Source organism: Massilia sp. 2TAF26 (genome assembly GCF_052115005.1).
Classification (GTDB): Bacteria; Pseudomonadota; Gammaproteobacteria; order Burkholderiales; family Burkholderiaceae_D; genus Telluria.
Genome location: NZ_JBFRFV010000008.1, coordinates 58733 through 82765 on the forward strand (window position 1 = coordinate 58733; position 24033 = coordinate 82765).

The 24033-nt window shown below is 63.4% G+C and carries 27 protein-coding genes; 11 read left to right on the forward strand and 16 right to left on the reverse strand.

Features of this window, described 5'->3' with window-relative positions:
- Nucleotides 1–2 precede the first annotated feature (2 nt).
- The 5 genes from AB4Z32_RS10560 to AB4Z32_RS10580 are packed head-to-tail and all read right to left on the reverse strand — an operon-like array spanning nucleotide 3 to nucleotide 4038.
- Nucleotides 3–1328: an ATP-binding protein gene (locus AB4Z32_RS10560; protein WP_442121802.1), complete on the reverse strand. Its 1326-nt coding sequence runs from the start codon at nucleotides 1326–1328 to the stop codon at nucleotides 3–5.
- Nucleotides 1325–2359: an ATP-binding SpoIIE family protein phosphatase gene (locus AB4Z32_RS10565; RefSeq protein ID WP_442121803.1), complete on the reverse strand. Its 1035-nt coding sequence runs from the start codon at nucleotides 2357–2359 to the stop codon at nucleotides 1325–1327. The genes AB4Z32_RS10560 and AB4Z32_RS10565 overlap by 4 nt, the downstream gene beginning before the upstream one ends.
- A complete protein-coding gene (locus AB4Z32_RS10570; protein WP_442121804.1) occupies nucleotides 2347–2814 on the reverse strand; it encodes an anti-sigma regulatory factor in 468 nt (155 codons plus the stop codon). Before AB4Z32_RS10570 ends, AB4Z32_RS10565 begins: the two co-directional genes overlap by 13 nt.
- A complete protein-coding gene (locus AB4Z32_RS10575) occupies nucleotides 2814–3170 on the reverse strand; it encodes an STAS domain-containing protein (protein WP_230029853.1) in 357 nt (118 codons plus the stop codon). The genes AB4Z32_RS10570 and AB4Z32_RS10575 overlap by 1 nt, the downstream gene beginning before the upstream one ends.
- Before the next feature lie 7 nt (nucleotides 3171–3177).
- Nucleotides 3178–4038, reverse strand: a complete 861-nt coding sequence (locus tag AB4Z32_RS10580) for an STAS domain-containing protein (RefSeq protein WP_442121969.1) — start codon at nucleotides 4036–4038, stop codon at nucleotides 3178–3180.
- A gap of 214 nt (nucleotides 4039–4252) precedes the next feature.
- Here AB4Z32_RS10580 and AB4Z32_RS10585 point away from each other — a divergent pair, with 214 nt between their 5' ends.
- Entirely contained in the window at nucleotides 4253–4693 is a 441-nt protein-coding gene (locus AB4Z32_RS10585) for a DNA-binding protein (RefSeq protein WP_442121805.1), read from the forward strand.
- Between the two features lie 488 nt (nucleotides 4694–5181).
- Here AB4Z32_RS10585 and AB4Z32_RS10590 read toward each other — a convergent pair whose 3' ends face one another.
- From AB4Z32_RS10590 to rpsO, 4 genes are all read right to left on the reverse strand, one after another.
- Entirely contained in the window at nucleotides 5182–5556 is a 375-nt protein-coding gene (locus AB4Z32_RS10590; RefSeq protein ID WP_442121806.1) for a hypothetical protein, read from the reverse strand.
- Between the two features lie 3 nt (nucleotides 5557–5559).
- Nucleotides 5560–5970 carry a DUF6973 domain-containing protein gene (locus tag AB4Z32_RS10595; protein ID WP_442121807.1) on the reverse strand — a complete coding sequence of 137 codons (411 nt, stop codon included), beginning with the start codon at nucleotides 5968–5970 and terminating at the stop codon, nucleotides 5560–5562.
- Nucleotides 5971–6157: 187 nt separating this feature from the next.
- A complete protein-coding gene (pnp, locus tag AB4Z32_RS10600) occupies nucleotides 6158–8269 on the reverse strand; it encodes a polyribonucleotide nucleotidyltransferase (protein WP_442121808.1) in 2112 nt (703 codons plus the stop codon).
- A 237-nt stretch (nucleotides 8270–8506) separates the two neighbouring features.
- A complete protein-coding gene (rpsO, locus tag AB4Z32_RS10605; RefSeq protein ID WP_036175277.1) occupies nucleotides 8507–8776 on the reverse strand; it encodes a 30S ribosomal protein S15 in 270 nt (89 codons plus the stop codon).
- A 199-nt stretch (nucleotides 8777–8975) separates the two neighbouring features.
- Here rpsO and AB4Z32_RS10610 point away from each other — a divergent pair, with 199 nt between their 5' ends.
- From AB4Z32_RS10610 to AB4Z32_RS10620, 3 genes are all read left to right on the forward strand, one after another.
- Nucleotides 8976–9479, forward strand: coding sequence for a hypothetical protein (locus AB4Z32_RS10610; RefSeq protein ID WP_442121809.1), 504 nt, complete (start codon nucleotides 8976–8978; stop codon nucleotides 9477–9479).
- 33 nt (nucleotides 9480–9512) lie between these two features.
- Entirely contained in the window at nucleotides 9513–10019 is a 507-nt protein-coding gene (locus AB4Z32_RS10615; RefSeq protein WP_442121810.1) for a hypothetical protein, read from the forward strand.
- Between the two features lie 75 nt (nucleotides 10020–10094).
- Nucleotides 10095–10850, forward strand: coding sequence for a hypothetical protein (locus AB4Z32_RS10620; RefSeq protein WP_442121811.1), 756 nt, complete (start codon nucleotides 10095–10097; stop codon nucleotides 10848–10850).
- A 15-nt stretch (nucleotides 10851–10865) separates the two neighbouring features.
- Here the strand turns inward: AB4Z32_RS10620 and AB4Z32_RS10625 are convergent, their stop codons facing one another.
- The 6 genes from AB4Z32_RS10625 to AB4Z32_RS10650 form a co-directional block, all read right to left on the reverse strand.
- Nucleotides 10866–11216: a hypothetical protein gene (locus AB4Z32_RS10625; protein WP_442121812.1), complete on the reverse strand. Its 351-nt coding sequence runs from the start codon at nucleotides 11214–11216 to the stop codon at nucleotides 10866–10868.
- A 28-nt stretch (nucleotides 11217–11244) separates the two neighbouring features.
- Entirely contained in the window at nucleotides 11245–12114 is an 870-nt protein-coding gene (gene pssA, locus AB4Z32_RS10630; protein ID WP_442121813.1) for a CDP-diacylglycerol--serine O-phosphatidyltransferase, read from the reverse strand.
- Nucleotides 12115–12250: 136 nt separating this feature from the next.
- Nucleotides 12251–13042 carry an SIMPL domain-containing protein gene (locus tag AB4Z32_RS10635; protein ID WP_442121814.1) on the reverse strand — a complete coding sequence of 264 codons (792 nt, stop codon included), beginning with the start codon at nucleotides 13040–13042 and terminating at the stop codon, nucleotides 12251–12253.
- Between the two features lie 159 nt (nucleotides 13043–13201).
- On the reverse strand, nucleotides 13202–14218 hold the full coding sequence (gene ilvC, locus AB4Z32_RS10640; RefSeq protein WP_047826307.1) for a ketol-acid reductoisomerase: 1017 nt from the start codon (nucleotides 14216–14218) through the stop codon (nucleotides 13202–13204).
- A 94-nt stretch (nucleotides 14219–14312) separates the two neighbouring features.
- The gene (ilvN, locus tag AB4Z32_RS10645; protein WP_442121815.1) at nucleotides 14313–14804 is read right to left on the reverse strand and encodes an acetolactate synthase small subunit; all 492 of its coding nucleotides are present in this window, start codon (nucleotides 14802–14804) and stop codon (nucleotides 14313–14315) included.
- On the reverse strand, nucleotides 14804–16531 hold the full coding sequence (locus tag AB4Z32_RS10650; protein WP_442121816.1) for an acetolactate synthase 3 catalytic subunit: 1728 nt from the start codon (nucleotides 16529–16531) through the stop codon (nucleotides 14804–14806). The genes ilvN and AB4Z32_RS10650 overlap by 1 nt, the downstream gene beginning before the upstream one ends.
- Nucleotides 16532–17195: 664 nt before the next feature.
- Between AB4Z32_RS10650 and AB4Z32_RS10655 the strand changes: the two genes are divergently transcribed.
- The 3 genes from AB4Z32_RS10655 to AB4Z32_RS10665 are packed head-to-tail and all read left to right on the forward strand — an operon-like array spanning nucleotide 17196 to nucleotide 20845.
- Nucleotides 17196–18929 carry an esterase/lipase family protein gene (locus AB4Z32_RS10655; RefSeq protein WP_442121817.1) on the forward strand — a complete coding sequence of 578 codons (1734 nt, stop codon included), beginning with the start codon at nucleotides 17196–17198 and terminating at the stop codon, nucleotides 18927–18929.
- Nucleotides 18922–20661 carry a T6SS immunity protein Tli4 family protein gene (locus AB4Z32_RS10660; protein ID WP_442121818.1) on the forward strand — a complete coding sequence of 580 codons (1740 nt, stop codon included), beginning with the start codon at nucleotides 18922–18924 and terminating at the stop codon, nucleotides 20659–20661. The genes AB4Z32_RS10655 and AB4Z32_RS10660 overlap by 8 nt, the downstream gene beginning before the upstream one ends.
- Nucleotides 20639–20845, forward strand: coding sequence for a hypothetical protein (locus AB4Z32_RS10665; RefSeq protein ID WP_442121819.1), 207 nt, complete (start codon nucleotides 20639–20641; stop codon nucleotides 20843–20845). Before AB4Z32_RS10660 ends, AB4Z32_RS10665 begins: the two co-directional genes overlap by 23 nt.
- Nucleotides 20846–20931: 86 nt before the next feature.
- On the opposite strand, the gene AB4Z32_RS10670 is transcribed toward AB4Z32_RS10665, so the two are convergent.
- Nucleotides 20932–21564 (reverse strand): glutathione S-transferase family protein, encoded by a 633-nt coding sequence (locus tag AB4Z32_RS10670; RefSeq protein WP_442121820.1) that lies wholly within the window; start codon nucleotides 21562–21564, stop codon nucleotides 20932–20934.
- Nucleotides 21565–21633: 69 nt separating this feature from the next.
- Between AB4Z32_RS10670 and AB4Z32_RS10675 the strand changes: the two genes are divergently transcribed.
- From AB4Z32_RS10675 to AB4Z32_RS10690, 4 genes are read left to right on the forward strand one after another with little or no spacing between them, the layout of a single operon-like run.
- A complete protein-coding gene (locus AB4Z32_RS10675; protein WP_442121821.1) occupies nucleotides 21634–22203 on the forward strand; it encodes an RNA polymerase sigma factor in 570 nt (189 codons plus the stop codon).
- Nucleotides 22200–22619 (forward strand): DUF3619 family protein, encoded by a 420-nt coding sequence (locus tag AB4Z32_RS10680; RefSeq protein ID WP_442121822.1) that lies wholly within the window; start codon nucleotides 22200–22202, stop codon nucleotides 22617–22619. Before AB4Z32_RS10675 ends, AB4Z32_RS10680 begins: the two co-directional genes overlap by 4 nt.
- Nucleotides 22620–22631: 12 nt before the next feature.
- The gene (locus tag AB4Z32_RS10685; protein WP_442121823.1) at nucleotides 22632–23414 is read left to right on the forward strand and encodes a DUF3106 domain-containing protein; all 783 of its coding nucleotides are present in this window, start codon (nucleotides 22632–22634) and stop codon (nucleotides 23412–23414) included.
- Nucleotides 23415–23436: 22 nt separating this feature from the next.
- The gene (locus AB4Z32_RS10690) at nucleotides 23437–23976 is read left to right on the forward strand and encodes an RDD family protein (RefSeq protein WP_442121824.1); all 540 of its coding nucleotides are present in this window, start codon (nucleotides 23437–23439) and stop codon (nucleotides 23974–23976) included.
- Nucleotides 23977–24033 lie beyond the last annotated feature (57 nt).

A 24033-nucleotide genomic window follows, 5' to 3' on the forward strand; every position in this document is an offset into this window, starting at 1 on the left:
GTCTATCCATCGATTTGCGGGAAGCGCCGCGGCAGTACCAGGCTGAAGGTCGAGCCGATACCGACCTCGCTCTCCACTTCGACCCGGCCGCCGAGCAGATCGGCCAGCTTGCGGCACAGCGGCAGGCCGAGGCCCGTTCCCTTGCTGCGGCGCTGCAGCGGGTGTTCGATCTGGCTGAATTCCTCGAAGATCAGCTGCAGGTTGTCCGGGCTGATGCCGATCCCGGTGTCGGCCACCGCGAAGGTGATGGTATCGCATTCCAGGTCGCGGACCGCGCGGACGCGGACCTGGCCCTGTTCCGTGAACTTGAGGGCGTTCGAAATGAAGTTGCGCAGCACCTGGGCAATCTTGCCCTCGTCCGATTCGAAGGGCTCGTCGAAGTCCGGCGCCTCGAACACCAGCTCGACCCGGGCCTCGTCGACCAGCGGCCGCAGCATGCCCTTGAGCGCGCGGAACAGGTTGTCGGCCACCACCGGCGCCAGCTGCACCTCGACCTTGCCGGCCTCGATCTTGGCCAGGTCGAGCAGGTCGTTGACCAGCTCGGACAGGTCGTTGGCGGCCTTCTCGATGAACTTCACCTGGCGCTCCTGTTCCAGCGTCAGGTCGCCATCCAGGCGGGCCAGCAACAGCTGGGCCAGGGCCCGGATCGAGGACAGCGGCGTGCGCAGCTCGTGGCTGGTGTTCGACAGGAAGCGCGACTTCATCTCGTCGGCGCGGCGCAGGCGCTCGGCCTTGTCCTCGATCTCGGCGTACAGCGCGACGATGCCGCGGTTGGTGTCCTCCAGCTCGCGGGTCAGCTCCAGCAGGTCTTCCTGGCGCTCGCGCAGCTCGGCCAGGGTAGCCACCAGTTCCTGGTTCTGCTGGTGCACCTCGAGGTAGCTGTTGGCGACCGGGCTGTCCTTGGCGAGCTGGGCGCCCAACTCGGCCAGCCGGGCCGCGTCGACCCGGACCTGGGACGGCAAGGCCTTGCACATCGTGACCGTCGGGATGCCGCGCGCGTCCTTCGCGATCGTGCACTCGTCCATCAGGCGGTGCGCCGTCACCACCGCGTCGTCCGGCAGGGAGGCGCCGGCAGGCGTGTCGCCGCCTGCCGAAATCATCATCTGCAGGCACTGGCGGCCGCCGCATTCGCGCATCTGGAAGGTGGCGCGCCCGCCGAAGGCGAGCTGGCAGGCGCCGCGCGCCACTTCCGACACGGCGGTGGCGATGCGCACCTGGTCCTGCTGCGAGAAGCCGAGCAGCGCCGACAGCTGGCGCGCGCGCTGGCGCACCAGCACCACGTCCTGGTCGGCGGACAGGCTGACGCCGAGGATGCGCTGGTTGTTCATGTGTGTTCTCCCCGGCGCCGGCCGACCAGCACCATGGCGTCGTCGCGGCGGCGGATGAAGTCGCGCATCAGGATGCCGGCCACCAGCACCGGCGTGCGCGCATACAGGCCGGGATAATCGCTCAGGTCCCACTGGGTCTGCACGCCGTCCGAATGCAGGATCACGATCGCGCCCGGCGGGCAGTCGGCGGTGAACTCCTGCACCTTGCGCATATTGGCGCCGACGATGCCGTTGTGCGACACCAGTGCGCGCCGCGCCGCTCCGTCGTGGACCACGCAGCTGACGTTGCCGATGCCGGCGAAGCGTATGTCGTTGCCGCTGTAGTCGATGCGCGCCACCGACAGCGCCGCGCCGCGCGTGATGCGCAGCGCCTCGTGGGCCGTGTGCAGCACCTCGGACGGCGCCGAGGCCGGCTTGCGCTCGAGGGCATGCACGGCCGCGTGCGCGGCCTTGGCCGCTTCCGGACCGTGGCCCAGGCCGTCGACCCCGAGCAGGGTGGCGCCGTCGAGGTCGCAGCTCACGGCCCAGCCGTCGCCGCAGGCTTCCTCGCCACCCATCGGCACGCACAACGCGCCGACCTCGACCCCGCAGGGACGCGGCGGCGGACTGCCGCGCCACAGGCGCATGAAGAAGGCGGCGCCGCGGCCGGGCATCGACCAGACGTCGAACTCGTCCGACTGGCGCTGCAGCGCGCCCAGGCCGGTGCCGGCCGTGCCGGCGGTGGACACGCCGTCGCGCAGGCTGCTGGAAAAGTCATGGATGCCGGGACCGTTGTCGACCGCCAGCACGTCGATGCCCGGCATCGAAGCGCCGGACTGCGCGCGCATGAGGTAGAGGGTCCCCTCGCCCGCGTGCTTGAGGATATTGGTGCAGGCCTCGGTGACCACGATCGCCAGCCGGCCCGCCTGAACCTCGTCGAAGGCCAGCTCGCCGGCAAGCTTCTGGCCCGCGCGGCGGGCGGCCGCGATGTCACTGGCGTGATTGATCGGGAAGACGAGCTGCGGTAACAGCGAACTGATCAGCGTTTCCATTTGACCACAGACACTGCGGTGCCCTCTCCTGCGCGGGAATCGATTGCGAACTCGTCGACCAGGCGTTTCGAACCGCCCAGTCCGAGGCCCAGGCCGCCGCCGGTCGTGAAACCGTCGCGCAGCGCCTGGTCGAGGTCGGGAATGCCCGGCCCATTATCCACGAAGATCAGGCCGATCCCAAGCTTGAAACCGTCTTCCAGCGCGTCGAGGTGGACTTCGCCGCCACCGCCGTACTTGATCGTGTTGCGCGCCAGTTCGCTGGCGGCCGTCACCAGCTTGGTCTGGTCGACCAGCGACAGCGCGATCGCCACCGCGCGCTCGCGCACCTGCTTGCGCAAGCCCACCACGTCCTCGTCGGAACGCAGCGGAAGCGTGGTGCGCGCGGTACGCAGCCGGCTGTCGCGCTCCAGGAGCGCGGTCTCGAAAGTCACTGCGTGATTGAGAGCTGCGCTCATCAAAAGTGCGTCTTTCCTAACAGGGTCATGCCCTTTTCCACGTTGAGTGCCGTCTTCACGCCGTGCAGGGTCAGGCCCAGCTCCACCAGCGTGATCGCCACCGCCGGCTGCATGCCGACCACCACGGTCTGGGCGTCCAGCACGCGCGCCATCGCGGCGGTATTGCTGATCATGCGTCCGATGAAGGAGTCGACCAGGTCCAGCGCCGAGATGTCGATCAGCACGCCCTTCGCATTATCGCGCACGATGCGCTCGGTCAGGTCGTCCTGCAGCGTCATCGCCAGGCGGTCATGCATGTCGACCTGGATCGTCACCAGCAGCAGGTCGCCCATGCGGAGAATCGGGATGCGTTCCATGGGGATCTCAGCCCTTCTTCACGATCGAGGTGCCGGTGCGCTCGAGCGCCACCACGAAGGCGTCCGCCAGGCTGGCCTTGGTGGTCACGTCTTCCAGGTTGACGCCGAGGTGGACGATGGTCTGGGCAATCTGCGGGCGGATGCCGCTGATGATGCAGTCGGCGCCCATCAGGCGGGCCGCGGCGATGGTCTTCATCAGGTGCTGGGCGACCAGGGTGTCGACGGTCGGCACGCCGGTGATGTCGATGATCGCGATGGCGGCGCCGGTGTCGACGATCTTCTGCAGGATGTTTTCCATGACCACCTGGGTGCGCGCCGAATCCAGGGTGCCGATCAGCGGCAGCGCCAGGATGCCGTTCCACAGCTTGACCACCGGGGTCGACAGCTCCAGCAGTTCCTGCTGCTGGCGCACGATGATCTGGTCGCGGGCACGCTGGAACACCTCGATGGTGTACAGGCCGAATTTGTCGAGCAGCGAGCTGATGGTCCAGGAAGCGTTGGCCAGGGCCGCCGGGTCGTTGGCGAAGCCCGCGTTCAGGCGCGCGAACAGCGGCTGCTTGAGCGAGAACACGAAGGTTGCGGTCTCGCTCGGGGTCGAGCCGTTCCTGGCGCGGGTCGAGGAGATCTCGGCCAGCAGGTCGCGCACCTCGTCCCAGGAACGGTGCTCGATATTGTTCAGCTCGCCGCCGCGGGTGCCGTTGCTGAAGGCGGTGAGGAATTGCTGGCAGTGCCTGCGCAGCTGCTCCTTCGAGACCACGTTGGAGCGGACCGTCAGCGCTTCCAGCTGCGCCATCCACTCCGCACCGATATCGGCCTCGTGTTCCTGGATGAGCTGGCTGATGCGGTTCGCGTAGTCCTGAGTGGTCATCATTGGTTCCTTTGGCTTTGGAAGATTGAGCCCCTTTATGTCACAGCAAGGGCATTCTGTTAAATAAATGACTAACTATACCATTCCTTGCCTTTGCGACACGACACGATTGCGTACCGAATCGGGAGCGCCTGCCGGGGGTGCTACAGTCGCGAATGCTCAAGCATTACGAGCCGGTTCTGCCGGACCAGATTATTTCAATCGGACAATAAAGATGAGTTTACAAAATCTGCTGGAAATCGGCAGCCTCGACCAAGCCCGCCCCGACCGCGGCGACATCCAGCGCCTGCTGGCGGCAGCCGAGCGCAACCTGGACGATGCCGCCGTCACCGCGATCAGCAACGAAAACCGCTTCGACGCCGCCTACAAGTGCGTCATGCAATGCGCGATCGTTGGGCTGCTGGCGAACGGCTATCGTACCTCGACCGGCAAGCCCGGGCATCACCAGACCGCGATCCAGTCCCTGCCGGTCGCCGTCGGCCTCGACAAGGGCACCATGGTCGAACTCGACGATTTGCGGCAGCTGCGCAACTGCGATGACTATGAAGGCGTTCCCGTCAGCGCCGGCGCGGTCGAGGACGCCCAGGCGCAGGCGAAGGCGCTGCTCGCGCACGTCAGGGGCTGGCTCAGGGAGCATCATCCGGAACTGGCCTGAGCGCCAATAAAATCCTAAGCGCCGAAGAAAAACCCACGAATTGCCTTCGCTTGCCCGGCAACAACTCAAACCACGCGTTGTCACGCCATCATCGTGCGTTGTCGCCTTCAAAAGGAGAAGCACATGGCAGAGCAAGCATCGATGACAGCGCTCGGAAAGTGGAAAAGCGGTCTGCAGCGCGCCGTCAAGGACTCCAATCAAAACGGCAGTCGATGAATACAATCGCCATCTAGGCTGCCGCCCTGGATTCCACCCTCTCGACTGGAAGGTTATCAAGGCCATGACCTGGGTCGAGACGGGAGCCGAGAACGCGGAATGGAAGACCAAACCCATGCAAATCGGGGTGCAAGGCGACCCGGGTTTAGCCTCCCTACTTCGCGGAGACGAAGGCGGAGACCTGATCATTCCGCCGCAATGGCGGGGTCAGTTCACTCACGCACTGGCGGTTTTCATGTGGCCGGCCGCCGGAGTGGCCTATCGACTGGACGCTAAGTCCGTGGAATCAGGCGGATATCGGTGATGCGCCCACTTGCCTTGTCGGTCAGGAAGACCAGCAGGTAGCCGTCTCCGAACTCACTCTTGACCGTTCCGGGACCGACGAAATAGGCGGGATTTTCGTCGTATTCGTAATAACCTGTCGGCTTCCCCAATAGAGCCACTGCTTCCTTGGCCGGGTGTCCTACGAGCCGATGTTTGTCGAGCAGCGAAGCCAGCATTTCACCGCGCTCTTCCTGGGTGGCGCCTTGCCACGCCTGTGCGGTAAATTCGCGGTTTCCTAGCTGCTTTGCCTGCTTCTCGACCGAATGACCGGAGCAGCCGGCCACGGCGAGCGACAACAGGCTGGCGATCAGGAACAAGCGCATGGTTCAGCCTCCGCTTAACACCCTCAGCCTGCCCGCCCTCAAGGCAGACAGGCACATGGCCGCAAGCTGCTGGTCCGTGCGATTACCTTTCCCTATGCCAAGGCCAACGCGGTTGTTGTGCAAATCCATGGCTTTTTCGGCGGGATCGTTAGCAAGAGAGGATTCGTGTGCGGTCGTGAATTTCAACGCGTTCTCGTATCCTATTTCGCGCGCCAATAGTGCTGACCAGAAGCAATGGCGAAACGCATCCGACTTATCGTTACGACCATTACGCCCAAACCACCGCTTGGTTTCGATAAACGCCAGATATCTCGATTCCCTGATGGCGACGGCATGATGCGGATGACTAAGGATATACGACTTTTCGTCCGGAGTAAGCTGCTCGAATTGATCGTAAACGGTGCTGTCAGCCATGTGGCGCTCCTCGCAGTGCCCCCTGGCGCATAATGCGCAATCGTCGGGCAATGCGAGGCATTCTTACGCCGGATTTCCTGTGCGGAGTTGAAACGCATCAAACAGCGCAGAAAGAAAAAACCGCCAGGCTCACGCACTGGCGGTTTTCATTTGGCAGGCCGCGGAAGCGGCCGAGGGAGCACGCAGCTTACTGCGCCGCACCCGCCGCCGCGTCATCCGCGGCGGCAGCCTTCATCGACAGCTTCAGACGGCCGCGCTCGTCGGTCTCGAGGACCTTCACGCGCACTTGCTGGCCTTCCTTCAGGTAGTCGGCAACGGCGTTGACGCGCTCGTTGGCGATCTGCGAGATGTGCAGCAGGCCGTCCTTGCCCGGCATGACCTGGACGATGGCGCCGAAGTCCAGCAGCTTCAGCACGGTGCCGTCGTAGGTCTTGCCCACTTCGACCGATGCGGTCAGCTCTTCGATGCGGCGCTTGGCTTCCTGGCCGGCGGCGGCGTCGACCGAGGCGATGGTCACGATGCCTTCGTCGGTGATGTCGATCTGGGTGCCGGTTTCTTCGGTCAACGCACGGATGACTGCGCCGCCCTTGCCGATCACGTCACGGATCTTTTCCGGGTTGATGCGGATGGTGATCAGGCGCGGTGCGAAGTCCGACAACTCGGTCTTCACGGTCGGCATGGCCTTCTGCATCTCGGCCAGGATGTGCTGACGGCCGTCCTTGGCTTGTGCCAGCGCCACCTGCATGATTTCCTTGGTGATGCCCTGGATCTTGATGTCCATCTGCAGCGCGGTGATGCCGTTGGCGGTACCGGCCACCTTGAAGTCCATGTCGCCCAGGTGGTCTTCATCGCCCAGAATGTCGGTCAGGACGGCGAACTTGCCGCCTTCCTTGATCAGGCCCATGGCGATGCCGGCCACGTGGGCCTTCATCGGCACGCCGGCGTCCATCAGCGCCAGGCAGCCGCCGCAGACCGAAGCCATCGACGACGAACCGTTCGACTCGGTGATTTCCGAGACCAGGCGCACCGAGTAGCTGAACTCTTCAGGCGCCGGCAGTGCGGCGACCAGCGCGCGCTTGGCCAGGCGGCCGTGGCCGATTTCGCGGCGCTTCGGGGTGCCGACACGGCCGGTTTCGCCGGTGGCGAACGGAGGCATGTTGTAGTGCATCATGAAGTCGTCGGTGTACTCGCCCATCAGCGCGTCGATCTTCTGGCTGTCGCGGCCGGTGCCCAGGGTGGCGATCACCAGGGCCTGGGTTTCGCCGCGGGTGAACAGGGCCGAACCGTGGGTACGCGGCAGGACGCTGGTGCGGATCGAGATCGGACGCACGGTGCGGGTGTCGCGGCCGTCGATGCGCGGCTCGCCGTCCAGGATCTGCGAACGCACGACCTTGGCTTCCATGTCGAACAGGATGTTGCCGACTTCGGCCGCATCCGCTTCGATACCTTGCTCGGACAGGCCGGCCATCACTTCGCCCGACAGCGACTTCAGCTTCTGCTGGCGCGCCGATTTTTCGCGGGTCTGGTAGGCGTCGCGGACCTTGGCTTCTGCCAGTTGCGCGACTTGTGCGATCAGGGTCTCGTTCTTCGGTGCCGGGCTCCACTCGACTTCCGGCTTGCCGCCTTCTTCGACCAGGGCGTGGATGGCGTCGATGACTGCCTTCATCTGCTCGTGGCCGTAGACGACCGCGCCCAGCATGATTTCTTCCGACAGCTGCTGGGCTTCGGATTCGACCATCAGCACGGCGTGTTCGGTGCCGGCGACGACCAGGTCCATCTGCGAGGTCTTCAGCTGGGTGGTGGTCGGGTTCAGGATGTACTGGCCGTTGGCGTAGCCGACGCGGGCGGCGCCGATCGGGCCGCTGAACGGGATGCCGGCCACGCACAGGGCGGCCGAGGCGCCGATCATCGACGGAATGTCCGGATCGATCTCAGGATTCACGGACAGCACGTGGATGATGACCTGGACTTCGTTCAGGTAGCCTTCCGGGAACAGCGGGCGGATCGGACGGTCGATCAGGCGCGACGTCAGGGTCTCCTTCTCCGACGGACGGCCTTCGCGCTTGAAGAAGCCGCCCGGGATCTTGCCGGCGGCGTAGCTCTTCTCGATGTAGTCGACCGTCAGGGGGAAGAAGTCCTGACCCGGCTTGGCGTCTTTCTTCGCCACCACGGTTGCCAGGACGACGGTGTCCTCGACCGACACGAGGACGGCGCCGGAAGCCTGGCGAGCGATCTCGCCGGTCTCCAGGGTCACGGTATGGTCGCCGTACTGGAAGGTTTTCGTAACTTTGTTAAACATGGGTAATCCCTTTCTATTTGCCGACAGATTTTCAGGCGCTGTCGTTCACCTCACCACGGGCCATCTGGCTTCGATAGCCTTTACTGCAAGTCAGTTGGCGCTTTTCGGGGTCAGGGCCCACCCGAGTGAACCGGGCTCTGACCCCGAAAAACGCCAAAACTCAGAAAAACAAAATGCCTGCGGCAGCCGAACTGACGCAGGCATTTCGTGATCAAGCCGATTGGCTCAATGCGTAGATTACTTACGCAGACCGAGCTTGGCGATCAGGTCGCGGTAGCGGTTCAGGTCTTTGCGCTTCAGGTAAGCCAGCAGGCTCTTACGACGGTTGACCATCATGATCAGGCCGCGGCGCGAGTGGTGGTCCTTCTGGTGCTCTTTGAAGTGGCCGTTCAGTTCATTGATGCGGGCGGTCAGCAGTGCAACCTGGACTTCCGGCGAACCGGTGTCTTTGTCGCCACGTGCGTTGTCCGCGATGATGGCGGCTTTGTTGATGTTTTCTACGGTCATGATGTTACCTTTCACATGCGGTGCAAGAGTCGGAACCCAGCGCACCGTGAGTTGTTAAGAAACCTGGCCTTGAGGCCAAGACCGGGAAGTATATTTGAAAACGCCGGGTGAAGCCAGAAATTCTTCGGCTTCGCTATACAATGTGGGGGACCGGTATTGCCGTTTTGGCATGCCCCATGGACTTTGAATGCATAAACCGATGACGAAAACGCTCAACACCGCCGCCACCCTCGCACTGATCCTGTCGCTCTCCGCCTGCGCCCCGATGATCCGCCGGACGCCCGCCGTCGGCGCGCCGCTGGCCGAAGTCACGGCCAGGCTCGGCAAGCCGGATGCAATCTACCCCGACCCGGCCGGCGGCCAGGTGCTCGAATACCGCGGCCAACCGATGGGCCAGTTCCAGCACATGGCGCGCATCGGCGCCGACGGCAGGCTGATCTCCTACGAGCAGGTGCTGACCAGCGAGAACTTCGCCAGGATCGAGGTCGGCCGCTGGAACCGCGATGACGTCCTGCGCAACTTCGGCCGCCCGGCCGAGGTCGTACGCTCGCGCCTGGAGGAAGGCGAGATCTGGTCCTATCGCTACAAGGAAAAAGGCGTGTGGAACTCGGTGATGAATGTGGACTTCAATGCGCGCGGCACGGTGCTGCGCGTGTTCAATAGCCCGGACCCGCTGCTCGACGACCGTTACAAGGGTCTGTGAGCGCCGGCTGCACTTTGCACAAGGAGGCTAGCAATGAAGCATTCGATCGGGACGATGACGCTGGCGGCGGCGCTCGCATTCTCCCTGTCCGCCTGCGCCCCGCTGTTCCGCCAGCCGCCGCCGGTCGGCGCGCCGCTGGCCGAGGTCACGGCCGCGCTGGGCCAGCCGGCCGCCAGCTACCCGGAGCCGGACGGCGGCCAGGTGCTGGAGTACCGCGGCCAGCCGATGGGCCAGTTCCAGCACATGGCGCGCATCGGGCCGGACGGCCACCTGCTCTCCTACGAGCAGGTGCTGACCAGCGAAAATTTCGCCAAGGTGAAGGTCGACCAGTGGACCAAGGACGACATCCTGCGCAACTTCGGCCGCCCGGCCGAGATCTCGCGCGTGGCCTTCCACAACTACGAAGTCTGGTCCTACCGCTACAAGGAAGCGGGCGTGTGGAATTCGATGATGAACGTCCACTTCGACCAGCAGGGTGTCGTGCGGCAGATGCTGAACGGGCCGGATCCGATGTACGACGACCGCTTCCGGCACCGCTGAGTCTTAAGGCCGGGTTAAGCGGACGGTGAGGATGTGTGAGAAAGCGGCGCCCGGCGGCCGCTATACTTTTTCTGCATGAACCTTGCCTACAACACAGCCTCCACCGACCGCCGCCTGGGGTTGCTGCTGACAGCCTTCGTGCACCTGGCGCTGCTGATCGGCTGGCAGGCCTTGCGCACGCTGCCTGCGCCGGCCCGCCCGGATGACGAGACGCGCGGCCGCACCGTGTGGATTCCGCTGCCGAGACCGCAGCCCGCGACGGCGCCTGCGTCGAAGGACGAGGACGCCCCACCGCGCAAGGAAGCTCCCGCACGGCATCCGCATCTCCCCACCCCCGCCATCACCCTGCCGCCCTTGCCGGCATCACCGCCGCTCGCGGCGCCGGCAGACAGCATGGCTCCGCCATCCAGCACGAGCGCCGAGGCGCCATCCCGGCCCGCCGCAACGAAGCCGAGCGCCGAACAGATCATGGAACGCGCCAGGCGCGACATCGGCGGCATCGACAAGGCGCTGCGCAAGGAAAACAGGCCGTATATCGGCGCCCCGCTGGACAGCCCGCAGATCCGCATGCGCAGGAAGATGGAGGAAGCCGCCGCGCTGGCGCCCGGCAGGATCTGGGAAGCGCCGAAGGTGGAATCGCTGGTGAACGACACCGGCGACGGCGCGCGCCGCTCGCGCGTCATCACCGGCAACGGCACCTACTGCATTACGGACCGCTCGCCCGCCACCAGCATCGACATGATCGAAAAGCACGGCAAGCAGAGGATTACCAGCTGCCCGCAGCACGAGCAGCCGGCGACGCAGCAGGAGTGGCGCACGCTGCGGGATTAGGCCGGCGGGCCGAAATTACTCGTCGTCGAAATCCTCGGCCAGGTTCTTCCAGCCGCGGCTCTTGGCGAAGGCGGCGAACTCCTCGGGCGCCTCGAGCACGATCAGGCGGCTTTCCTGCAGGCCGGGATCGCTGAGCCCGAAGTCCGGCCCCTTGTAGCCGACCGCGCGCAGGCGTTCGACGATCTGGCGCAGCAGCACCGGATCCTTGTGGGCGCCGGGCTCGAGCTGGGCCTTGAACTCCACGTACACGTCGATGATCCCGTAGCCCTCGTCGAAGATGCGGATCGCTTTCACGTCGAGGGTACGGCCGTTGCCGTCCTTGGCCTGGAAAGGGCCGGACAGCTCAATGTCGGAATCGGTAGTCATGGCTTCAGCATACCATCGGGCGCGCGGATCAGCGTCGCTCGCTCGGATCCAGCGGCTCTTCCTCGGTCTGCACGATGCTGACCGGCTTGCCCTTGGCCAGGCGCCACAGGTACACGGCATAGCCGGACAGGCCGTACAGCACGAACAGCGGCCACAGCACCTTCGGCGGGTCGATCGCCAGCAGGGCCAGTCCCAGCGCGACGAGGAACACGACGATGAAGGGCACCGACTTGCGGAAGTTGACGTCCTTGAAGCTGTAGAACGGCACGTTGGTGACCATGGTGAGGCCGGCGAACAGCGCGATGCACCAGGAGATCCAGTCGGCCTGGCGCGGGCTGATGTTGATCTCGGGATCGGTCATCATCATCACGAAGCCGACCACCAGCGCCGCCGCGGCCGGGCTGGGCAAGCCCTGGAAGAAGCGCTTGTCGACGACTTCGATGTTGGTGTTGAAGCGGGCCAGGCGCAACGCGGCGCCGGCGCAGTAGACGAAGGCGGCGATCCAGCCCAGCTTGCCCAGGCCGCGCAGCGACCATTCGTAGATCACCAGGGCCGGCGCGGCGCCGAAGGACACCATGTCGGACAGCGAATCGTACTGGGCGCCGAATTCCGACTGGGTGTTCGTCAGGCGGGCCACGCGGCCATCCAGGCCGTCGAGGACCATGGCGATGAACACGGCCCAGCAAGCCTGGTCGAAGCGCTGGTTCATCGCCATCACGATCGCGTAGAAACCGCCGAACAGGGCGGCGGTCGTGAAGGCATTCGGCAGCAGGTAGATGCCGCGCCGCGGGCGGGCCGCCGCGTCCGTCTTGCGCGGAGCGCGGCTGAAGCGGCTGAAACGGCCGAAGCGCGAGGTCTTGGGTGCGCCGCTCTTTCTGCGGCGTGGAAATGTTGGCATAAGTATTGTTATTCGGTAACAGCGCGCGCGGGCGCGGACCACGCCATTATATGGCCGCGCACGGGTGTTAGCGAACCGATACGCTTGGAACCTGTCCCAGCAGGCAGGAGTCGCTCCTGCCTGCCGGGATCGGTTCTTACCTGAACTTCACTTTGCCCACCAGGCGCATCTGCAGACGGGTCTCGCCCGGCTCGAAGCTGGGCTCGGGCATCTCTGCGGCTTCCGCGTGCTTGGCGCGCATCATGGTCATCGGCGCGGCGGCCACATCGCCCTGCCCGCCCACGTAATTGCCGCTGCCTTCGAAGTCGACGGTATCGATGACGGCATCGTTGACGTTGCGTCCCATCGCGCGCGCGATCGAGGCGACGCGCTCGTTCAGGTTGCGGTAGGTGGCGGCGATGCGCTCGTCGTCCAGCTTGCGAGTCAGCTCCGGGCTCAGGTGGTAGTCGATGTTGGTGATGCCCAGCACCTTCTGGGCCGCGGCGGCGGTCTTCGGCAGGTTGTCGAGGCTACGGGTCTTCACTTCCAGGTACTGGCCGACGCGCCAGCCGATCGGCACCCGGCGCGCGGCCTGCTGGTTGGCCATCGGACGCGGCGTGTCCGACACTTCCGGATACACCGGATAGCTGTAGTAGTTGACGGTCTTGAGCTCCGCACGCGGATCCTCGCGGCGCACGATCTCGGTGCCCTGCTTCATCTTCTGGTTCACGCGGGCGGTGGCGGCGGCGCGGTCCTTGTCCTGCTCTTCGACCGAGAAGGTGACGGTGGCTTCGTCATTGGCATGACGGACTTCGCCGTAGGCGGGGACGATGACCAGGGTGCCGCTGGTGGTCGCGACTGCGGCGGGTGCGTTCTGGGCCTGGGCGTTCAGGGCCGGGACGGTAGCCAGTGCGATGCTGATGGCGAGAATGAGGGGGGACGGACGCATTGTTGTTCTCCTGATTGGTTACAGGCGGAACGATAGCGTGTTTTGGGGTGGGCGCGTATTTATGTAATGGAATATTGCAAACGGTTGCAATTCATTACCGTCGTTCATGCGGACAGTAGCGTCATCCCCGCGAAAGCGGGGATGACCTTCCTGGCTGACTTAGTTCTTCGACTGATCCACCAGCTTGTTCTTCGCAATCCACGGCATCATCGCGCGCAGCTTGCTGCCCACCTGCTCGATCTGGTGCTCGGCGTTCAGGCGGCGGCGCGAGATCAGGGTCGGGGCGCCGGCCTTGTTCTCGAGGATGAAGGACTTGGCGTACTCGCCGGTCTGGATGTCCTTCAGGCACTGGCGCATCGCGTTCTTGGTGTCTTCGGTCACGATGCGCGGGCCGGTCACGTACTCGCCGTATTCCGCGTTGTTCGAGATCGAGTAGTTCATGTTGGCGATGCCGCCTTCGTAGATCAGGTCGACGATCAGCTTCAGCTCGTGCAGGCACTCGAAATAGGCCATCTCCGGTGCGTAGCCCGCTTCGGTCAGGGTCTCGAAACCGGCCTTGATCAGCTCGACGGCGCCGCCGCACAGCACGGCCTGCTCGCCGAACAGGTCGGTCTCGGTCTCTTCACGGAAGTTGGTTTCGATGATGCCGGCGCGGCCGCCGCCGTTGGCCATCGCATACGACAGCGCGATGTCGCGCGCGGCGCCGGACTTGTCCTGGTAGACGGCAACCAGGTGCGGCACGCCGCCACCCTGGGTGTAGGTGCCGCGCACGGTATGGCCCGGGGCCTTCGGTGCGACCATGATCACGTCGAGGTCGGCGCGCGGCACGACCTGGCCGTAGTGGACGTTGAAGCCGTGGGCGAAGGCCAGCACGGCGCCCTGCTTGGCGTTCGGCTCGACGTTTTCCTTGTAGACCTGGGCGATGTTCTCGTCCGGCAGCAGGATCATGATGACGTCGGCAGCCTTGACTGCCTCGTTGACTTCCGCGACCTTCAGGCCGGCCTGTTCGACCTTGGTCCAGGAAGCGCCGCCGCGGCGCAGGCCGACGGTGACGTTGACACCGGATTCCGACAGGTTCTGGGCGTGGGCGTGGCCCTGCGAGCCGTAGCCGATGATGGCGACGTTCTTGCCTTTGATGAGGGAGAGGTCGCAGTCTTTGTCGTAGAAAACTTTCATTTTTGTGTCCTGTGTTTTGGTGTGTGGTATGTAGTGCGTGGGCACGGAGTACCCACCCTACCGCAGGGTGGGCACTCCGCCCACGCCTTGACGTTTAAACTTTCAAAATCCGTTCGCCGCGCCCGATGCCGCTGCCGCCCGTACGCACGGTCTCCAGAATGGAAGCGCGGTCGATGGCATCGATGAAGGCGTCGAGCTTGCTCTTGGCGCCGGTCAGCTCGATCGTGTAGGTCTTCTCGGTCACGTCGATGATGCGGCCACGGAAGATGTCGGCGGTGCGCTTCATCTCTTCGCGCTCCTTGCCGACCGCCCTCACCTTGATCAGCATGAGCTCGCGCTCGATGTGCTGGCCTTCGGTCAGGTCGACCACCTTCACCACCTCGATCAGGCGGTTCAGGTGCTTGGTGATCTGCTCGATGATGTCGTCGGAGCCGGTGGTCACGATGGTCATGCGCGACAGCGTCGGGTCTTCGGTCGGCGCCACGGTCAGCGTCTCGATGTTGTAGCCGCGTGCGGAGAACAGACCGACCACGCGCGACAGGGCGCCCGCTTCGTTCTCGAGCAGGACGGAAATAATGTGGCGCATTACAGGTCCTCCGAGCTCAGCAGCATCTCCGACAGGCCCTTGCCCGTCTTGACCATCGGCCAGACGTTCTCGCTGCGGTCGGTGATGAAGTTCATGAACACCAGGCGGTCCTTCATGGCGAAGGCGTCGCGCAGGGCTCCCTCGACGTCGCCCGGCTTCTCGATGCGCACGCCGACGTGGCCGTAGGCCTCGGCGAGCTTCTCGAAATCGGGCAGCGCATCCATGTACGACTCGGCATAGCGCGAGTTGTAGTCGAGTTCCTGCCACTGGCGCACCATGCCCAGGAAGCGGTTGTTCAGGAGGATGATCTTCGGCGTCAGGTGATACTGCTTGCAGGTCGCCAGCTCCTGGATGTTCATCTGGATCGAGCCCTCGCCCGTGATGCAGGCGACGGTGGAACCCGGGTTCGCCATCTGCACGCCCATCGCGTACGGCAGGCCCACACCCATGGTGCCGAGACCGCCCGAGTTGATCCAGCGGCGCGGCTGGTTGAACGGGTAGTACTGGGCAGCCCACATCTGGTGCTGGCCGACGTCCGAGGTGACGAAGGCGTCGCCCCCGGTCACCTGCCAAAGGGTCTCGACCACCGATTGCGGCTTGATGACTTCGTCGGACGGCGTATAGCGCAGGCATTCGCGCGAGCGCCATTCGCCGATCTGGCCCCACCACTTCTGCAGCGCCTGCTCATTCGGCTTCTGTTCGGCGGCGTCGAGCTGGGACAGCAGCTCGACCAGCACGTCCTTGACGTTGCCGACGATGGGAATGTCGACCTTCACCCGCTTCGAGATCGACGACGGGTCGATGTCGATGTGGATGATCTTGCGCGGGTTGCTGGCGAAGTGTTTCGGGTTGCCGATCACGCGGTCGTCGAAGCGGGCGCCGATCGCGATCAGGACGTCGCAATGCTGCATCGCCATGTTCGCTTCATAGGTGCCGTGCATGCCAGGCATGCCGACGAAGTGGCCGCTGGAGGCGCGGTAGGCGCCCAGGCCCATCAGCGTGTTGGTGACCGGATAGCCGAGCTTGTCGACCAGGCGGTTCAGCTCGTTCGAGGCGTTCGCCAGGATCACGCCGCCGCCCGTATAGATCATCGGGCGCTCGGCGGACAGCAGCAGTTGCACGGCCTTGCGGATCTGGCCCGCATGGCCCTTGTCGACCGGCTTGTACGAGCGCATCTCGATCTCGCGCGGATACTCGTACAGGGCCTTCTGCATGCTGATGTCCTTCGGGATATCGACCAGCACGGGACCGGGACGGCCGGTACGGGCGATATAGAAGGCTTTCTTGATGGTCGCGGCGACGTCGCGCACGTCCTTGACGAGGAAGTTGTGCTTGACCACAGGCCGGGTGATGCCGACCGTGTCGCACTCCTGGAACGCGTCCTGGCCGATCGCGTGGGTCGGCACCTGGCCGGAAATCACCACCATCGGGATCGAGTCCATATAGGCGGTCGAGAGGCCGGTGACGGCATTCGTGACGCCCGGACCGGACGTGACGAGGGCCACGCCGACCTGGTTCGAGCTCCGCGAATAGGCGTCGGCCGCATGGATGGCCGCCTGTTCGTGGCGTACCAGGATGTGCTGGAATTTGTCCTGCTTGAAGATGGCGTCGTAGATATACAGGACCGCGCCGCCCGGATAGCCGAAGACGTGTTTCACGCCCTCCTCCGCCAGACAACGGACCAGTATCTCAGCGCCCGTGATGGGAACTGCCGAATCGTGACTCATTACGTTTCCTTTCAAGACCCATAGGGAGATTGATCGGATGCTCGTTCCTGACGAGATACGTGTCACGCAACAGTGCTCATGCTTCCCTTCTTCCTGCGGTCACGTCGATCTTTCAGCCACCCGTAGATGACTTACGAACCGGCGCTGGGCGCAAACTCGTTCAGCGTGAGTTTCTGTGTGCGGAATGCGTGTCTCTCGCGCTTTTGGCGCGGGTTGGAGCAAACTGCCTACATGTGAAAGCGCGTCATGCGGGAGCGGCCTTGTGTGCCGGTCCTGCCTGACCGTGGGCTTCGGGGTTGCAAAGCGTTAGTTACATTACTGCGTTGCACCATTCTGGTCAAGTTAAAAAAGGATTTTCTTTTTCGAAATTTTCATATCGACACGCGGCGCGTGAAATGTTGCCGTGCTCAGGCATTCATCCCTTACCCAGCAATACAAGCGATCCCTAGATGACGAGTTGCCAGCTTGTCTTGCACAGGGCCAATGCCCGGATTTATCCCTCTTTTAGATTCCCTACTGCACTTATCTCCTCAAAGTTTCGAAAGAAAAAGGTACGCGACGCAATGAACTTGTGCGATGCACATTGCGCCGATCGTTCCTTTGCTGGCGATCTATCGTGTGTCCCGCCGCAGTCGGAATCGAGCAGAAGTGCCGCCCGTTGGTCATGCCAGCATTACAGCATTTTTATGTGAAGCCAAAGATGACAGATCCATTGCGTCGTTTGAAAGATCCCGTAATCAACGAGGACGGCAGCCTCAGTGTGCGCACTGTCCTGACGCCGACCAGTTTCAAGACGCGCGGCCTGGTGTACAAAGGTTCGAACAAGGTTGTTCCAGTCATATTTATTCCAGGAACGATGGGAACGAATCTGCGTGTCAGGCGCGATGTGAAGCTGCCGCCGGGTTACCCGCTCAAGCCGGGGGAGCCGGCCTGGCGGCCGCCGAACAATGATGCGGCTGCTTTGCTGTATGCGAACGAATGGAAGAAGCGAAGCCCGAGAGCACGCCAACTCCTCCTGCATCCAGACTATGTAGAAGTCGACGATACCGGCGACCTGGATATCCCTCACTGCCATCTCGAGCAGAGCGTCATGCGCGAGCGCGGCTGGGGCGAGATCTTCAATGGTTCGTACGGGAACCTGCTGTTCGAACTGCAGAGCCACCTTGAAATGACCTTTCGATTCGATGCGCTCAACCAGCGACACATCCGTACCCGCTGGAAGGAAGTCATGCAGGCCATGCAGAGCGAGCCGCTCCGGCGCTGGGGCGTGCGCTCGGTAGCGCCCCTGACGGAAAGCGAACTCGAAACATACGCCGGGTACCAGTACCCGATCTACGCCTGCGGCTACAACTGGCTCCAGTCCTGCGGCAAATCGGCCAGACGTCTCGAGCGGCGCATCGACGAGATCGTCAAATGGTGGCGAACCCGCAAGCACGAATGCGACAAGGTGATCCTGGTTACCCATTCCATGGGCGGCCTGGTCGGGCGTGCCTGCGCCAAGCGCATTCCGGACAAGATCCTGGGTGTGATCCACGGCGTCATGCCGGCCTTGGGCGCGCCCCTGGCTTACCGCCGCCTGGCCTGCGGCACGGAATGCGACAACCCGGCGAACGATACGCTCGACAACTACAAGGCGGGTAAATTCGCCGACATCGCCGGCAGGCGGCCCGAGGATACGACGCCTGTGTTGTCGGTTGCGCCGGGGGCTCTCGAGCTGTTGCCGAACAAGCTCTACCCGCGGCCCTGGCTACATGTCCGGGTGGCCCGGACTCCCGCACCGAACGCGCGGCGCGAGGCGACCAACGATTGCCTGAGCCTGCCGAACGAATCGCAGCCGAATCCCTACGATCTGTATCGCGACATGGATTCATGGTACGGATTGATCAATCCTGCTCTCACTAACCCCGCTGATCTGTACCAAGACTTGTTTGGCGGAGTTGGAAAAAGAGTCCGTGACGCCATCGACACCGCAGAAAAATTTCACGACTGGCTGGCGGATTACTACCATCCCACAAGCTTTGCCTTTTACGGCGCGGACCAGGCTCATCCTGCATATGGCCAGATCCGCTGGGTGGCGCATGAGCCGTCCAACGGGCCACATGGGCCGGTAACGATGTCGAATATTCGAACGGCAAAATACCTGGGCCATGCGCCGGACGGCGCACGGACCGTACAGGTCGAAGGCAAACGCACCCTCACCTTCTCGGTCGAGCAACAGGAGTCGGCCGGTGACGACACGGTATCGCAACAGTCCGGCGCGGGCCCGGGCGGCAAGGTCAGGCAGTTGTTCGCCACCCAGGGCTACCGCCACCAGGAAAGCTACAGGCATCACGACGCTATTCTGCTGACCTGCTATTGCATCGCCAAAGTTGTCCAGGAACTCGGAAAGAATGGATAAAACGCGCAAGAAGACGCATCCATTGATCGGTGTCCTGGCGACACTCTACGGGATTTATCTTCTTTACGGCATAGGGGCTGCAATGATGGACCGCTATTCGGTGGCAAAACTGACGCAACAGATGAAGACGGCCTGCATCGGCAGGTTCCTGATCGATCTGCCGCAGTCCATGGACTTTTCCTACGGCCGCGCATACATGAAAGGATTCTGGATTTCAGCCCAGGAGGAAACCCAACAGGAGTTTGAAGCACGGGTCTTGGCAAGACAAAAAGAAATAGAAGCCGAGCCAAACCAGCTCGGCCAGAAGAATCTGGAAGCCGCAGAGGATTATCAGAAAAATGGTTTTACCGGAAAGCTCTTCCGGTTCGGACGAAATTTGACGAAAGGCCAAGAAAACGGCAAACCGGTCGATTGGATCAACGTCAAACTGGAAGCCTATGTTCACGCCAAGGGAACGAGCTTCGACTTCATCGCCGATGATTACGATCCCAGTAAGATCGGCAACCTACCAATGCTTCTCGACCAGCTGAGGCTGGTACCGGCGAACGAAATACCCACTGCCGCCGGATTCTGCTTCGGTCCCGGCATCTTGCTGGACCCCTTACCAGCCGACTATACCGAAGGCGTGGTGATGTTTGCGGGCTTCAAGGATCATCCGGATCTAGCCTTGGCATTGAATACTCGCGCAGGAACAAAACCGGATAAGGAAGGACGCCTCGAGCGCGACACGGCTGTGGACGCGGAAATGCCTTTGTGGCAGAAGCCGCTCATGAATAAATTAAGGAAGGGCAAGCGAAGTATCAGCGGGATTGAAGGCGATGAAGTAGCGGAAAAATGGACAGAGCTGAATTTTGTACATACCTTCGGCTTCAACTGGGAAGTGAATGGCACCAGCGATAACGTCTTCGTCCCATTCATGCACCTCGAAATGTCGACCGGCCACCCCGTCAATGCAGGCGCCCGGCCCGTCATCAGCTTCCTGGGCGAAGAAGCCCTGATCCAGCTATGGGACAAGATCTCGTCCAGTATCCGGGTGCGTCCGACCAGTACCGCGCCGACGGCGAAACCTGAACAAGCACCCGGCTCCAAGCCGGGCGATACGGCATCTGCAGGAGACATTTGTCCCGAAACCGGCTGGTGGCAATGCAAGGATGGCAGAAAACGTGCTGAAGTGGCAGGAGGCCAGCGCCAGTTCCTGAAAAAAGGACAACGCATCCCACAGGCGCTGCTGCTGCAACCGCAGAAGCTGTGGGACAAGCTCCGCAGGGAACAGTCGAGCTACCAACTTGACCAGCCTACCTGCTGGACGCTCCTCGATCGAAGAAATCAGGCACGGGTAGTACCGGCAATCCAGCTGGCGGAGCCGGGGCTTTCAAAAGGAAGCATCCATGTGGCTGCCACAAGCCAAACTGCTCCCACGACGCCGGTCGGGAACTTCGCCGCCACCGGCGCTCCCTGTGCGGCAAGCGGTTGGTGGCGTTGCGAGGATACAGAAGCGCTCGACGGCACCCGATGGTTTGCAAGGGACGAACTGCTGCCCCCTGCAACCTTCCAGGTCGCGCGCTCCAGATTCCGGATAGGGGCGGCAGCCGCCGACGTATTCCAGCGCCGCAGCCGGTGGCAATTGGTAAGGCAAGCACCCGACCGCGGTAGCGAAGAGACCTCTTCATCATCTCGTCTTGAGGCCGGCAAGGTTCGAAGCAAGGGCCTTGGCAAGAAGACGAGAAATTGAAGCGGAACCAGATAAGCTTGGCCAGAAGAATCTGGAAGCCGCAGAGGATTATCAAAAGTATGGCTTTATCGGAAAACTCTTCCGTTTCGGGCTCTCGTCGAAAAAATGCGAAGAATATGGCAAGCCAGTCGACTGGATCAACGTAAAACTGGAAGCGTATGTCGATGCGGGCAAGGCCTCATAAACGTCATGCTCCCGCGCAGACTTTTACACCTCGCAGTTGCGTCTCCCTGACGATCCTGCCCAAGCGTATCCACGGGCCGTCCGGGGTCAGGCAACCCCGTTCATGCCGAACTCGCGGCATCCCGCCCGCTCGCGCAGGCGCGCCACATACGCTTCGATGGCGGGATAATCGGGACGTGCCATCGGCGTCATCAGCCAGCGGTTGGTGGACAGCCCCAGCACCACGTCGGCCAGCGTGAATTCCGGGCCGGCGGCAAAGGCGCCAGTCTTGTCGAGCTGGCGCTCGAGGATGCCCATGTGCCGGTGCCATTGCGCCACGCTGGCCTCGACCTGGGGCGCATCGGCGTGGGCCGGGCTGTTGCGCACCAGGGCCATGAAGGCGTAGCGCCAGGCGTTGTTGAGATCGGTCGCCTGCCAATCCATCCACTGCTCGACCCTGGCCCGCGCGGCTGGTTCCGCAGGCAGCAGCGACTCGTTCTTGCCGTAACGCCCGGCGAGGTAGCGGCAGATCGTGTTCGATTCCCACAGGACCAGGTCCGCATCGACGATCACTGGCACCATGGCATTCGGGTTCATGGCGAGGAATTCCGCCTGCTGGGTGGACTGGAAACCGCTGCCCCAGTCTTCGCGGATGAATGGAAGATCCAGTTCGGCGCAGGTCCACAAGACCTTGCGAACATTGATCGAGCTTGCCTTTCCCAGGACGCGCAATGTGTTCATTCTTCTATTTTACAGTGCGCTCAGCCGTAATTTTTGCTAGCATTCGAAGGTTTTCCGACCCTTCATCGCATGGCCACTGACAAAGAACTAAACGACTTCCTCGAGAGTGTCGAGCGGCGCGCCTTCAAGCAGGCTGCGTACGCGGTCCGCAAGGACGAGGCAGCGCTGGACATCGTTCAGGACGCCATGATCAAGCTGGCCGAAAAATACGGCGACAAGCCGCTGGCCGAACTGCCGATGCTGTTCCAGCGCATCCTGCAGAACACCATCCTCGATTATTTCCGCCGCGAGAAGGTCCGCAACACCTGGATCAGTCTGTTCGGAAGCCTCGGGCGGCGGGATGAGGACGATGAAGACTTTGATATACTCGCCTCTTACGAGGCCGAGGAAGGGACCGCCGCCGCCGAGTCGAGCGCGGACCAGGTCGAACGCGCCGAAACCCTGCGCCTGATCGACGAGGAGATACAAAAGCTCCCGGCGCGTCAACGGGAAGCCTTCCTCATGCGTTACTGGCAGGACATGGACGTGGCCGAAACGGCCGAAGCGATGGGGTGCTCCGAGGGCAGTGTAAAGACACATTGTTCTCGCGCCACGCATGCCCTGCAGAAAGCCCTGGGGGCCAAGGGAATTAAACTATGAACACCGACGACATCAACCTGGCGTACAAAATCCGCCATGCGCTGAACGAAAACCTCGATAACCTGCCGGCCTCGACCACCGATCGGCTGGCGGCTGCACGCGCCCTTGCCCTGTCGCGCAAGAAGGCCGACGCGCAGGCGCCGGTTCGCGGTCAGCAGAAGCGTCCGCTGTTCGATGTCCGCTCGCTGTTCTCGATGCAATGGGTGGCGCGCGCCGCCGTGGTCGCCCCGCTGCTGGCGATGGTTGCCGGCATGGTCGGCGTCTACCACGTCGAGCGCGAGCAGCGCGTGGCCGAGCTGGCGGACCTGGACGCCGCCGTGCTGTCCGACGACCTGCCGCTCACCGCCTACACCGACCACGGCTTCAACGCCTACCTGGCCCAGCAACAGCAGCAAGCGCCGCAACGCGCACAGTAAGGCCCAGCTTTGATGACGGCAAACAAGGGTAAAGTCGCTGCCGCCGGCGCCGCCGCCGCATTCGCCGCCATCGTGCTGCTGTTCAGCCATCAGCACGAACTGTTCGGCACGCCGGACGCGGGCAACGCCACGCCTGCTAGCGCCGCCGCCGATGCCACCGCCCATCCCGCCAAGCCCGGGACTGTCAACGCCCACAAGACCGGCGACAAGCCGCTGTGGCGCTCGCTGAGCCCGGCCCAGCAGGTGGCATTGCAGCCGCTGCAGGGCGAATGGGACCAGATGGACGGCGTGCGCAAGCAGAAATGGCTGCAGCTGGCCAACCGCTTTGCCAGCATGAAACCGGAAGAACAGCAGCGCGTACATGATCGCATGCGCGAATGGGCCAAGCTCACGCCCGCCCAGCGCGAACTGGCGCGCGAAACCTATGCGCGTGCGCGCAAGATCGCGCCGGAACAGAAAACCGCGAGCTGGGAAAGCTACCAGCAACTGCCCGACGACCAGAAGAAGAAACTGGCCGCCTCGGCCGCCGGCCGCAAGTCGACCTCGGTGGTGCCGAGCCAGACCAGCGGCAAGGCCGTGGCGCCGCTCGGCCAGGGCGCGACCTCCTGTCCTGCCGGGACCGTCAAGAACGCCGTTTCCGCGACCCCGCCCTGCGTGGCGGTGCCGGCGACGCAGCAGCAGCCGGTGCCCGCACCGGCGACGCCGCAACCGGCCCAGCCCGCCCAGCCGGCCAATCCGCCCCAGCAGGAAAAGCCGGTGCCGGCCAACTGGGGCATTACTCCGAACAACGCCTGAGTCCAGCTTCGAGCCCGATCCGATGAGCGACACCGCCAGCAGCACCCCGACCGTCAAGCGCCGCCTGATCGTCATGGTCTACGAGACCTTCCTCCTGCTGGCCATCGAGATGCTGGCCGTCGCCCTCTACCTGCTCGTCACGCGCAACAGCCACGCGCCGCTGGCCCAGCACGGCCTCAAGCTCTTCCTGTTCCTGGTGACCGGCGCCTACTTCGTCTGGTGCTGGACCGACAGCGGCCATACGCTGGCGATGAAGACCTGGCGCCTGCGCCTCACCAGCGACGGCCAGGCCCGCGTGCCGCTGCGCACAGCCGTGCTGCGCTACCTGCTGGCCTGGGGCTGGTTCCTGCCGGCGCTGATGGTCTGCGCCGCCTTCGGCCTGCACGGGAAGACCGAAATCTCGGCCGCGATCGCCGTGGGCGTCGTCGCCTGGGGCCTCACGGCCTTCCTCGACAAGGACCGCCAGTTCCTGCACGACCGCCTGGCCGGCACCCGCCTGGTGCAGCTGCCGAAAGCGAACGCCAAGCCGGCCGCCGATACGGCCCAGGCCGCGGGCGCTTAAGAGCGTCCAACAAACCCCTCAGGGCAAGGCACACCGTCGAAGACAGTACGCTAGTAC